Raw genomic sequence first — 12415 nt, 5'->3', positions numbered from 1 at the left:
TCAAAACGTAAGCTTTTGTTCTTCGCTTGTAGCATTTTGTATCGGCGGCCCGGTGCCGCTTGATTTCGCGAAACCGCTTCGCCATGGTCTCGATATGGACCGACCCGTGCCCACCATCCTGATTGTCGATGACGATGCCGAGATAAGGCAGCTCGTCGGTGATTTCCTGTCGCGAGAGGGTTACGCCGTGGAGACGGCGGAGGATGCCCGCGCCATGGACGAAATCCTCCGCCGCCGCGAGCCCGACCTGATGATCCTCGACCTTATGATGCCCGGCGAAGACGGCCTTTCAGTTTGCCGCCGCGTTCGCGCCACGCGGCCGCTGCCGATTTTGATGTTGACGGCGAAAAGTGACGAGACCGATCGTGTCGTGGGTCTGGAACTCGGTGCCGACGACTATCTCGTCAAGCCCTTCGGCCCGCGCGAGCTCCTGGCGCGCGTCCGGGCGCTTCTGCGACGGGCTTCGCCGCAACCCTTCCAGCCGCCGAGCCGTCGCTTCGCCTTCGACCGTTTCGTCGCCGATCTCGATGCCCGGCAGCTTGAAGCGGAGCCAGACGGTCTGGTGCCGCTGACGAGCGGCGAATTCGAGCTTCTCTCCTGTTTCGTGCTGAGGCCGCGCCGGGTGCTCTCGCGCGACCAGATCCTCGACTGGACCCATGGCCGTACGGCCGATCCTTTTGATCGGACGGTCGACCTGCTCGTCTCGCGTCTGCGCAGGAAACTGGATGCGGCAAGTCCCGGCAGCAATCTCATCAATACGGTTCGCAACGGAGGTTACCTGCTGACGGTGCCGGTGCGTCAGGTGACGTGATGTTGGGCTTAAGCCTTTCCCGGAGGTTGATCGCGATTGGCGGCGCAGGCTTGCTGGCCCTGTGGATCGCGTTGATCTCCTTTTATTATCTGGCGAATGGCCTCAGTCGAGCGACTTCCAATCCTCCGCCCGGGCAAATCGCAGCGATTGCCACGCTTCTGAAGAGTGAGCCGGAGGATCGGTGGCCCTTGCTGATCGATGCTGCGAGTTCACCGATCCTCGATGTGCGGATCACCGGGACCGACTTGCCGCCCGGAGAGACTACCGATCTGTGGGACAATACCGAATATCGGATCTATCGCGAAGTGTTGGGCGAGGATCTTCTTTCGATCCGCCTCCTCACGCCGGGGCGTCGGATCAGGCGGCCGCTTCTCTTCAAGCGCGTGGTGAACCCCATCCAGTTCCGTGTCCGGCTTTCGCCGGAGCGGGTCTTGGTCATGGAGACTCGCACGCCCTTCATCGTTACGTGGTTCGGCCTGCCGGTGGGGCTCGGCGCCGGCCTGATCGGTACGCTTTTCGGACTCGTGGCCATGATCGCCCTCCACCGTGAGATCCGCCCGCTGACGCGGTTGGCCGCAGCCGTCGACCGGATCGATCCGACCGGTACTCCGGTTCCCTTGCCGAAGCTGAAAGGCGCCGCACCCGAAACGCGAGCACTGGTCAATGCCTTTGAGCGGCTGCAGACGCGGCTTCATGCGATCGTCAGGGCAAGGCTCGCTCTGATTGGCGGCATACAGCACGACGTTCGGACCTTTGCGACGCGGCTCAGGCTGCGACTGGAACATATCCCGGACGAAGTGGTGCGGGAGAAAGCCGTGGCCGACATAAACGACATGATCGAACTGCTCGACAACGCAATGCTTGCCGGTCGTGCCGGAGTCGGTGCATTGGATGAGGAGCTTTTCGACATCGTGCCGTTACTGGAGGCAGAGGTTGCCGACCGCCGGGCAACGGGAGGGCGCGTCACCTTGGCTGTCTTGCCAGCCGAGGCTGCACCGGAGACTGCAGCCGAAACCGCACTTCTGATAGGCGACCGGCTGGCACTCAGGCGCATTTTCGCGAACCTGATTGACAACGCACTGAAATATGGCAGCGCGGCGCATCTGAGGCTGATGGTTGAAGGAGAATGGCTGCGGCTGACGATCGATGATGAGGGGCCAGGCATTCCGAGCGACCAGCGGGAAATCCTGATGGAGCCTTTCGTTAGGCTCGAAACATCACGCGCTCGCAAGACCGGTGGGGCCGGCCTCGGCCTTGCGGTGGCCCGCAATTTGGTGGAGGCGCATGGCGGAACACTGGCGATCGACGATGCTCCGGTCCGCGGAGCGAGGATCATCGTGCGGTTGCCGCTGTTTCGGAGCTGAAGCCTGCCTTGATTGTCAAGACCGTGCAGCTCAGAGTGGGCAGAGGGTTTTGAGACAAGCATAAACGCCCCGCGCCGCCATAAGCTGAACTGCGGCGCGGGGCGTTCTCCGTCGGATCGCCGGCATGGCAGAGTTCGATTGCGGGCAGCGATCAGTCGAGCTCTGCAGCCCGGGCAAGAGCCGTGCTGCCTTGCGCGAGGTCCACGCTTGCGATCACCGACATGCCGGGGACGAGCCTGTCGGTCAGCGGCTGTTGCGGCTCGATGGCGATCCGGACCGGAATGCGCTGGGCCACCTTGGTGAAATTGCCGGTGGCGTTGTCGGCCTTGATGACCGAGAATTCTGACCCGGTGGCCGGCGCGAAACGTTCGATCCGGCCTGCGAATTTCTGATGCCCGAGAGCATCGACGGTGAAGACGACTTCCTGCCCCGGCCGCATGCCAGCAAGCTGGGTCTCCTTGAAATTGGCGACCACCCAGACATGATCGGGCACAACCGAGCCAATCTGCGTGCCGACCGAGACGTACTGGCCGATCCGGCCCGTCATCTCGCCGAGCGTGCCGTCCTGCGGCGCTGTGATGCGTGTATTGGCCAGATCGATCTCCGCGAGCTCCACAGCGGCCTTGGCGCTTTCGACGCTGGCCTCAAGCGAACGGCGGCTGACGACGATCGTGTTCAGATCCTGTTCTGCGACGAGCTCGGCGGCTTCCGCCTGGTGCACCGCGGCCTGCGCCTGGTTGAAGGCCGCGCGGTTCTTCTCGGCTTCGCTCTGGCTGGCGATGTTCTTTTCCAGAAGGCCTTCGGTGCGCTCGTAGGTCGTCCGGGCAACCTCGAGAGCGGCATTGGCGCTTTCCACTGCCGCCTTGGCAGAGGCGATCTTGGCTTCCGCCGACTTGTGGCTCTGTTCGGAATTGGCGAGCGTGGCTTCGGCGGCTGCCAGCGTCGCCTTCGCCTGCTCAAGCTTCTGGGTATAGATGCGGTCGTCGATCCGGGCGATGAGGTCCCCTTTCTTGACCCTCTGATAGTCCTGCACGGGTACGTCCACGAGATAGCCGGCAAGCTGCGGGCTGAGCAATGTCACCTGGCCGCGCACATAGGCGTCGTTGGTCATCTCGACCGAGCCGTGAAATGGCGGCAGGTTCCAGGCGTAAAGCACGAGGAATACGCCGGCGATACCGGCGATCATTGCCACGTAGGTGGCGATGGAACGAAAAAGCTTGGTCATGGCAATAGCGTTCTGTTCTTCTTGAATGTCCTTCAGGCGGCTGCGGGCATCGGATTTGAATTCGGGAGGAAATGTTTGCGGTCGCGCCAGGCGACGTGAACGCCGAGGCAGCCGAGTGCCGCGAGCGACAGGTATGCGGTGAGCAGAAAGGAGTCGTTATAGGCGAGCGCATAAGCCTGTTGCTGCACCTGTCTTGCAAGGAGCGCAGTGCCCTGAACCGTCTGCTGGTTCGGGTCGGTCAGCACCTTGCCGTAGGCGCCGCCGAGCTGTTTCAACCGGGCTGCGACCAGCGGATCCGTGGACGTGAGCTGCGAGACGAGCCGGAAGGAATGGAACTGCTCGCGCCATTGCACGAACGTGCCGTAGAGCGCGCTGCCAAGATAACCGCCGATCTTCTGCGTGGCGAGGAAGACAACGATGAAAGAGAGGATATAGCTCGGGCCGCGCTTCAGCGCCGCGCCCATGCCTACGGCAAGCGCCGGCGGCAGGAAAAGGCCGCTTGCGAAGCTCACCAGGAACTGGCTCACATACATTTGCTCCGGCCGGGTGAGGGTCGTCGATTGGCTGTCCATATAGCTGCCGATGGCGACGAAGAGCAGCGAGACTGCATGGATCGCCGATGCCCGGCCCGGCTTCATGATCGCGGCACAGACGATCCCGGAGACGATCGAACCGGCGAGGATGACCCAATAGAGACCGGCCATCTGCTCGTTCAGCATGCCGGCATTGCGCAGGAAGTTGATCGCGCCGCTCGACTGCTCCGAAAGCGCGATACGGAAGACCAGCAATGCGCCGGTGAAATGCAGGATTTCGCGGGAGGTAAGCCAGCGGATGTCGACCAGATGGTTTCTCCGGTTGAGTTCGATCATTGCGAAGATGGCCGACGCGATGATTCCGGCGATGATCGGGAGGGCGAGCCAGTCTGTGGCCGTCCACCAGTAGAGCCGGCCGACCGTGAGGACGACCGCGAAGCAGCCAAGCGCAATCGCCAGGAAGATGTAGCTCACCACGTCGAGGCTGCTGATCACTTTCGCGCGGGGCGGGGAATTGAGCGGCAGGAGGTAGACGAGGCCGAGCGAGACCATGGCAAACCCCATCTCGACCACATAGAGCGCGTGGTAATCGCCAAGATCCAGCAGCGTCGGCGAGATGAGTCCGGTGATGGGAGCCGGGATGGCAAGCGCCGTCAGTGCAATGCACAGCCCGATGTTCATCTTCCTCGCTGGCGGAATGGCCTCGAGAATGTAGAGAAAGCCGAGCGAGGTCATGGGAGCCGCGGCGACACCCGCGAAGAAGCGCAGCACCAAGGCGCTATGATAGCTGTCCACCCAGAAGTGCGCGAGGCAGACGAGCACATAGACGACGACCGCCACCTCGGCGAAATTCCTCAGGCCGTATTGGGCGCGCACCTTGAAGAGCAGCAGCGTCAGGCTGGCGTTGGGAAAGAGATAGGCTGCCATCAGCCAGGTGGTTTCGACCTGGGTGAGGCTCATCGGGCCGGCGATCTGCTGCAGGTTGGTGGAGATGAAGCTCAACCCAAGTCCCTGGGTCAGCGCGATCAATGTGCCGGCGACGATGTAGGCGACCGTCATCGCGGGCGATTTCGGTACGAAGGCAGGGGGCGCAGCCGGCGCCGGAGCCACGGGGGACGCGGGAGCAGCAACCGGCTCCGACTGCGTTTCGGAGAGACGAGCGGGTTCGGCCGGTTTCGCGTGCCCGCTGAAGTCCGGCCGTATGATCACTGCATCCTCTTGTCTCGCTGCAACTTCACGCGGGGACATGGATATCGTCCATTTCCGCGACATTGGCCGAGATGCGTTCGAAAAGGGCAATGCTGGCACGCAGCTCTTCCGGGTCGATATCGGCAAAGACCTGCATGCGCAGGCCCTCGCCGATCGACTGCACGAGCGCGGCCTGTTCCTCGCCGTAGGGGGTCAGCACGATCAGCTTGACGCGGCGGTCGCTGGCGTCCGCCCGGCGTTCGATGAGACCGTTTTCCTCCATTCGGTCGAGAAGCCGCACCATGGTCGCCTGTTCCAGTTCCAGCTCGCAGGCAAGCTCGCTCTGGGTCATGTTCTGCTTCTTGGAAAGCCGCAGCAGCGTGCGGGCGCGGGGATAGGTGAGCCCATGCGCCGTGACCTGCTGATTGAAAGCCGTGCGAATCTTGCGGCTCACCTTGGTGAGCGATTCCAGGAACTCGGAGCTGATCGGATCGGGTTTCATTGGGCGCTTAATGTTAGTGTGCTAAGTTTCTGCTCAATACTTAGCATGCCAACTATTTCGTTTCAAGGGGAATTGGAAAAGGGACCCCATCGAAGATGGGAAGAGACGGTGAAACCGCGCCGTGAGGGAGCCAGGTCCTCGTCATGTTACTCTGCCGCTTCGGCTTCCTTGATCCGTTCTTCCGTGGCCTGCATTTTTCGCCCGGCGAGGACGTCGCCGGCGTTCTGCGGGAGCCGGAAGAAGGAAAAGCAGGACGAGGCCGAGATCGCCGCAACGATGATGAAGGCCATCGCGAAAGCGTGGTTCGTCAGTGTTTCCGAGCCGCCGGAATAGAATTGCAGCAGGATCGCCGAGATCGCGACGCCGACGCTCTGGGCGATGCGCTGCGCCATCTGCGAGAGCGAGGTCGCGTGGCTCATCTCCGCTTCGTCCGTTTCGGCAAACGCAATCGTGTTGAGCGCGGTGAATTGCAGTGCGCGGAAGAAACCCGCAATCAGAATGACGACGATCATGATTACCGGCGCAGTGCCGGGCGTGAAAAGCGCACAGAGAGCCATGGAGAAGCTGGCGATCAGCGCGTTCCAGAAGAGCACGCTGCGGAAGCCGAAACGGTGCAGGATGCGCTTGGTGATCGTTCGCATGCCGAAGGCGCCGATGGTCGAAACGAAGGTGATGGCGCCGGATTGCAACGGCGTGTAGCCGAACACTTCCTGCATCAGGAGCGGCAGCATGAAGGGTAGCGCGCCCATGCTGATCCGGAAGAGCGACCCGCCGGCAAGGCTGGCGCGGAATGTGGGATGGCGGAAGAGCTTCAGATCGAGGATCGGATCTTTGGTCCGGCGCGCATGCAGGATGTAGAGCGCGAGCGCGGCCAGGCCCGTCGCAGTCAGGATCAGCTGCCCGGCATTCATCCCGCGAGCGAAGGAATCGAGACCGAAGATGACCGCGCCGATGCCGATGCCCGTGAGGACAAAGCCGGTAAAATCGAAAGCGGTACGTTCGACCGGAGGGATTTCATCGATCAGCATCAATGTCAGCGCGATCGCGATGATTCCGACCGGCAGGTTGATCCAGAAGATCCAGTGCCAGGAACTGATGCTGATGATGAAGCCGCCCAAAAGCGGGCCGATCGCGGGACCGATCACGGCGGGCATGCTCATCAGTACCATGGCCGAGACGAGTTCTTCGCGCGGCACGGAGCGCACGAGGATGAGGCGCGCCGTTGGCAGCATCAGCGCGCCCCCGAAGCCCTGCAGCATGCGGGCAGCAATCAGCATTGCCAGGCTTGTCGAGGCGGCGCAGAGGAGCGAGGCAAGGGTGAAAAGGCCGATCGCCCAGCAGAAGACGATGCGGGCGCCGAAGCGGTCCGCAAACCAGCCGCTGACCGGCAGGAAGACACCCAGCGAAAGCATGTAGACGGTGATCGTCGAGTGGAGTGCGACCGGCGGTTCGCCGAGCGCATCTGCGATCGAAGGCAGGGCGGTTGTGATCGCGGTCGAATCGATCTGCTGCATGATGAGGGCCGACGCGACGATCAGCGGCACGGTCTTGCGCGTTTCCAATTGATTGTTCTCTTCTGCTTTAACGTCATCATACGCGCCGAAATGCCGCTTTGCCGGACCCTCAGGCTGCTCCCCCGCGGAGAATGCCCGCCTGCCTGAGCGTTCTTGCGTGTTCTTCTATATGGAACGACGGTCCATTATATGGTATTCCTTCATGGATCGGGCTGTCAACGGCATGTTCCGGACGCCTGCGGTGGAGTAGTGATGGGAGTGGCGATGGGAACGGAAATACCGGACGTGGACGAAGAAGGACAGAAGGCCCGGCTCTCCTCGGTATCGATGGCGATCCGGATTCTAAAAGCCTTTTCGGGCGACGATGCCGAGATTGGCATCAGCGAGCTTGCCAAGCGTCTCGGGATTGCCAAGAGCACCGTCCACCGCCTTGTCGTGACCCTGATGGCGGAGGATTTTCTCGACAAGAATCCGGAAACCGGTCGCTACCGGCTTGGCCTCGGGCTTTTCGGCCTCGGCTCGCTGGTCCGCCACCGCATGGATCTGTCGACGGAAGCGCGCACCCTGCTGGCGGATCTGCGCCAGGAGACGGGCGAAACGGTGCTGCTTGCGGTGCCGGCCGGGCGGGAGATCATGTATATCCGCACCCTGGCGTCCCGCCAGGCCGTGCGCATCAGTACCGAGATGGGCATGCGGGTGCCCTATCATTGCACGGCGGCCGGCAGGGCGATCCTCGCCTTCCAGCCGGAGAACCACGCCGCCACCGTCACGACGGCGCCGATGCCGGCCCGCACGCCGAAGACGGTCACCGATCCGGACAGGTTCCGGAAGCTGCTTGCCAACGTCCGCCGCCAGGGATACGCGATCGAAGACGAGGAAAGCGAACTCGGCATGCGCGCCATCGCAGCGCCGATCTACGACGCCCAATCGGAAGTGGTCGGCTCGGTCGCCATCGCAGGACCGGTCCAGCGTCTGTCGCTCAGGAACCTCAACGGTCTTGCCGAGCCGCTGCTTTCCACGGCGCGGGCAATTTCCGTTCGCCTCGGATACGGCGGTCCGTTCGGCTCTGATGAGTTCTGACCATTTACCTTCAAAAAGGGTTGTCGTCGGCTTCGAGTGCCCTAGGTGAAACGTTGAACCGTTCGGTTCGATCATCTCGGCGCACGTCTGTCCTGACGCGTCACCGACCTTTTCTTCCTGGGGAGGTCTCATGGAAACCCGCTGTCCCAAGCGCCCGACGCGGCGCCAATTCCTGTCTTCTGTCGCATTTACCGTTCTTGCCGGCTCCGCAGCGCCGGTGCTTGCCCGCAGCATTTCCGGCAGCCTGCCGTGGGAGGCGCGTTCCGCCGATCCGCCGGTACAGGTGAGGCCGGGAGGCTGGCTGTTCTTCACCCAGGAGGAGGTCGCAACCATGGAGGCGGTCGTCGATCGGCTGGTCCCGGCGGACGAGCTGTCGATCGGCGGCAAGGAAGCCGGATGCGTCGTATACCTGGACCGGCAGCTCGCAGGTTCCTATGGTGCGTCGAGCCGTCTCTACACCGGCGGCCCCTTTCTTCCCGGATTGCCGACCCAGGGATACCAGAAGCCGGAAACGCCGGCGGAACGTTACCGGGCCGGTCTTGCAGGCCTCAATGCCTGGACGCGGGACAACAAGGGTGGCAAGCGCTTCTCCGAGCTGTCGCCGGACGAGCAGGACGTCGTGCTCAAGGATCTCGAGGCCGGCAAGATCAGCATTTCCGAGCATCTGGACGCGAAGTCCTTCTTCAACCTGATGCTGAGCAATACGATGGAAGGCTTCTTCGCCGATCCGATCTATGGCGGCAACAAGGACATGGCTTCGTGGAAGATGCTGGAGTTCCCCGGTGCGCGATACGACTATCGCGACCACGTGACGAAACATAACCAACCCTATCCCTTGCCTCCGGTTTCAATCGCAGGCTCGACGGAATGGATCACCAGGTAGGGACGCGAAGATCATGACCACAATTCTGCCCCGCAAGGACGTCGTCATCGTCGGCCTTGGCTGGACGGGCGCCATCCTTGCCCATGAACTGACCGAAGAAGGACTTGACGTAGTCGCCATCGAACGCGGCCCCTGGCGCGATACGGCCACGGATTTCAACATCGGCTATGCCCAGGACGAACTGCGATACGCCATTCGCAAGGACCTCTTCCTGCAGCCGGTCGTCGAAGCGATGACCATGCGTAACAACACGTCGCAGACGGCGCTGCCGATGCGCGACTACGGCTCCTTCCTGCCTGGCAATGGCGTCGGCGGTGCCGGCGTGCACTGGAACGGCCATACGTGGCGGTTCTGGGATACCGATTTCCGCATCGCCGATCACCTCAGCGAGCGATATGGGGCCGGCAAGATCGCCGAACTGCAATTGCAGAACTGGGGCGTCACGGCGCATGAGATGGAGAGCGCCTTCGACCGCTTCGAATATCTCGCCGGCATTTCCGGCAGGGCGGGCAACATCAAGGGGCAGATCCAGGAGGGCGGCAACCCATTCGAGGACCCGCGCGCCCGCGACTATCCGCTGCCGCCGATGCAGATGACCTATGCGCCCACGCTGTTTGCCGAGGTCACCAGATCGATGGGCCTGCATCCGTTTCCGACGCCTTCGGCGAACCTGTCGCAGGATTATATCAACCCGCTCGGCATCGCCATGGGCCAGTGCACCATGTGCGGCTTCTGCGAACGTTTTGGCTGCGCCAACTATTCGAAATCTTCCGCCCAGACGACCGTCCTGCCGGTCCTGATGAAAAAGAAGAATTTCGAGGTCCGCACCGACTCGGAAGTGCTGCATGTCGATCTCGACGCTTCGAAGGCGCACGCCCGCGGCGTCACCTATGTCGACACGTCCGGTGAGGAATTCTTCCAGCCGGCCGACCTCGTGCTGCTCTGTGCCTACGGTCTGCACAATGTCCGGCTAATGATGCTCTCGGGCATCGGCCGGATCTATGATCCGAACACGGGCGAGGGCACGGTCGGACGGAACTACTGCTACCAGACCAATTCCGGTGCGCAGGTCTTCTTCGACGACAAGAACTTCAATCCGTTCATCGCCGCCGGCGCACTCGGCCAGACGCTGGACGACTACAACGGTGACGTCGTCGATCACGGTCCGCTCGATTTCGTCGGCGGTGCGGGCGTCAACTGCATCCCGACCAACGGGCGTCCGATCTCGACCCGCCCGACGCCGCCCGGCACGCCGCGCTGGGGGTCGGCCTGGAAACAGGCAACGGTAAAGGCCTACAAGGCAACGCTCGGCTTTTCGTCCCAGGGGTCGAGCTATCCGACCCGCGGCAACTATCTCGACCTCGACCCGACCTATACGGACCGGTTCGGACGACCGCTGCTCAGGATCACCTTCGATTTCCCGGATAACGACATCCGCATGTCGAACTGGGTTTCGGATCGGCTGGAGGAGATCGCCAAGACCTTCGGCGGGCGGCAATACGTCGTCAACAGGCGCAAGAAGGGCTGGGATTCGGTTCCCTACCAGAGCACCCACAATACCGGCGGGGCGATCATGGGGGATAATCCCGCAACCAGCGCCGTCAACAAATACCTGCAGAGCTGGGACGTGCCCAATGTGTTCGTCGTCGGCGCATCCGCCTTTGCGCACAATGCCGGCAAGAACCCGACCGGAACGGTGGGTGCGCTCGCCTATTTCACGGCAGACGCCATCCGTCAGCAATATCTCCGCAACCCGGGTCAGCATCTGGTGTCGGCATGAAGAAGATCGTCTTTACCTTAAGCCTTGCCGCCGGTGCGCTTTCCGCCGGTCTTGCCTTTTCCCAGGCACCCGACGATGCTTCCAAGATCATCCGCGGCCGTTATCAGGCGATCCTGGCGGACTGTGCTGCCTGTCACACCGCGCCGGGGGCCAAACCGCTTTCCGGCGGTCTTCCGCTCGAAACGCCTTTCGGGCAATTGATCCCGCCGAACATTACGCCGGACAAGGCGACCGGTATCGGCAACTGGACGGAGGAGGATTTCCATCGGGCGCTGAAGGCGGGCATCGGGCACGACGGCAAGAGGCTCTATCCCGCCATGCCTTATCCCGCTTATACGAAGATGAAGGATGAGGATATTTCCAGCCTCTGGTCTTATCTGCGCACCGTGGAGCCGGTCTTCAACCCGGTCGATGCCAACCAGTTGCCGTTCCCGTTCAACATCAGGCTTTCGATGCTGGGCTGGAACATGATCAATTTCGAAGGCGGCGCGTTCAAGCCCGACCCGTCGAAATCGCCGGAATGGAACCGCGGCGCCTATATCGTCCAGGGACCCGGCCATTGCGTCACCTGTCACTCGCCGAAGACATTTCTCGGCGCGGACAAGACCACGGAGGCTTTGCAGGGCGCTTCGCTGCAGGGATGGTATGCGCCGAACATCACCGGCAATCCCTATATCGGGATCGGCAGCTGGAGCGAGGATGAGATCGTCCAATACCTGAAGAGCGGGGCGAACGGCCATACGATTGCATCCGGTCCGATGGCCGAGGCGATCCAGGCCTCGACCTCGCTGATGACCGACGCTGATGTGAAAGCGATCGCGACCTACCTCAAGAGCACCGAGGGCGGCTCGGCCGACAAGCCGCAACCGGTCGCTGCCAGCGATCCGCATATGACGGCGGGTGCTGCGATCTACCACGACACCTGTTCGGCCTGTCACGGCGGCGGCGGGAAAGGCGCGCGCCAGCTTTTCCCGGCGCTGGCGGGAAGTGCGATCGTGCAGCAGCCGAGTGCGGAAACGCTCGTCCGCCTCGTACTGAACGGCAGCCAGGGGGTGCATACGCCGGAAGCAAAGACGCAACCGTCGATGCCGTCGCTCGGTTGGCGGCTGTCGGACCAGCAGGTGGCCGACGTGCTGACTTACATCCGCAACAGTTGGGGCAATGCCGCGCCCGCGGTGCAGGCCTCCGATATCGCCAGCCGTCGCTGAAACGCAACCAGGCGCCGGCGAGGCGTCAGAGACCGCTAACAACCCGCCACCAGTTTTCCACGTCATCCTTGTCTATGCTGGCCGTGTCGATTTGTTAGATTGAGGGGGTCGGGAGCGTACCTTGGTCATCTTTGGTAGTGAGAAACCGTGGCCGAGCCCGGTAGGCTGCCGTTCCGACTTTTGTCACCCGAACAGTTGATCGGGAGGCCGTTGGCGCGGCGATCCCGCAGGATAAGGACGGGCCTCATGACGATAGCATCTTGCATCGTCGGAATCGACGTTTCCAAACAATGGCTGGATTGCTTTCTTCATCCGACTGGCCGACGA

The 12415-nt window shown here is 62.3% G+C and carries 10 protein-coding genes; 6 read left to right on the top strand and 4 right to left on the bottom strand.

Annotation, left to right across the window (positions count from 1 at the left end):
• Nucleotides 1-94 precede the first annotated feature (94 nt).
• Nucleotides 95-811: a response regulator gene (locus tag ABK249_RS25335; RefSeq protein WP_227705300.1), complete on the top strand. Its 717-nt coding sequence runs from the start codon at nucleotides 95-97 to the stop codon at nucleotides 809-811.
• Nucleotides 811-2175 carry a sensor histidine kinase gene (locus ABK249_RS25330; RefSeq protein WP_348864374.1) on the top strand — a complete coding sequence of 455 codons (1365 nt, stop codon included), beginning with the start codon at nucleotides 811-813 and terminating at the stop codon, nucleotides 2173-2175. The genes ABK249_RS25335 and ABK249_RS25330 overlap by 1 nt, the downstream gene beginning before the upstream one ends.
• A 151-nt stretch (nucleotides 2176-2326) precedes the next feature.
• Here the strand turns inward: ABK249_RS25330 and ABK249_RS25325 are convergent, their stop codons facing one another.
• From ABK249_RS25325 to ABK249_RS25310, 4 genes are all read right to left on the bottom strand, one after another.
• Nucleotides 2327-3400: an HlyD family secretion protein gene (locus tag ABK249_RS25325; protein WP_348864373.1), complete on the bottom strand. Its 1074-nt coding sequence runs from the start codon at nucleotides 3398-3400 to the stop codon at nucleotides 2327-2329.
• 32 nt (nucleotides 3401-3432) lie between these two features.
• The gene (locus tag ABK249_RS25320) at nucleotides 3433-5181 is read right to left on the bottom strand and encodes an efflux MFS transporter permease (protein ID WP_348864372.1); all 1749 of its coding nucleotides are present in this window, start codon (nucleotides 5179-5181) and stop codon (nucleotides 3433-3435) included.
• On the bottom strand, nucleotides 5168-5623 hold the full coding sequence (locus tag ABK249_RS25315; RefSeq protein ID WP_037145627.1) for a MarR family winged helix-turn-helix transcriptional regulator: 456 nt from the start codon (nucleotides 5621-5623) through the stop codon (nucleotides 5168-5170). The genes ABK249_RS25320 and ABK249_RS25315 overlap by 14 nt, the downstream gene beginning before the upstream one ends.
• 146 nt (nucleotides 5624-5769) lie before the next feature.
• On the bottom strand, nucleotides 5770-7185 hold the full coding sequence (locus ABK249_RS25310) for a DHA2 family efflux MFS transporter permease subunit (RefSeq protein ID WP_348864370.1): 1416 nt from the start codon (nucleotides 7183-7185) through the stop codon (nucleotides 5770-5772).
• A 216-nt stretch (nucleotides 7186-7401) separates the two neighbouring features.
• Between ABK249_RS25310 and ABK249_RS25305 the strand changes: the two genes are divergently transcribed.
• From ABK249_RS25305 to ABK249_RS25290, 4 genes are all read left to right on the top strand, one after another.
• Nucleotides 7402-8217, top strand: coding sequence for an IclR family transcriptional regulator (locus ABK249_RS25305; protein WP_348864369.1), 816 nt, complete (start codon nucleotides 7402-7404; stop codon nucleotides 8215-8217).
• Nucleotides 8218-8347: 130 nt separating this feature from the next.
• Entirely contained in the window at nucleotides 8348-9100 is a 753-nt protein-coding gene (locus ABK249_RS25300; protein ID WP_348864368.1) for a gluconate 2-dehydrogenase subunit 3 family protein, read from the top strand.
• 13 nt (nucleotides 9101-9113) lie between these two features.
• Nucleotides 9114-10880 carry a GMC family oxidoreductase gene (locus tag ABK249_RS25295; protein WP_348864367.1) on the top strand — a complete coding sequence of 589 codons (1767 nt, stop codon included), beginning with the start codon at nucleotides 9114-9116 and terminating at the stop codon, nucleotides 10878-10880.
• Nucleotides 10877-12088: a c-type cytochrome gene (locus ABK249_RS25290; RefSeq protein ID WP_227705307.1), complete on the top strand. Its 1212-nt coding sequence runs from the start codon at nucleotides 10877-10879 to the stop codon at nucleotides 12086-12088. The genes ABK249_RS25295 and ABK249_RS25290 overlap by 4 nt, the downstream gene beginning before the upstream one ends.
• Nucleotides 12089-12415 lie beyond the last annotated feature (327 nt).

It is taken from the genome of Neorhizobium phenanthreniclasticum (genome assembly GCF_040066075.1).
GTDB classification, from domain to species: domain Bacteria; phylum Pseudomonadota; class Alphaproteobacteria; order Rhizobiales; family Rhizobiaceae; genus Neorhizobium; species Neorhizobium petrolearium.
The sequence above is the reverse complement of the archived record's forward strand: the minus strand, read 5'-3'. Positions and strand labels throughout refer to the sequence as shown.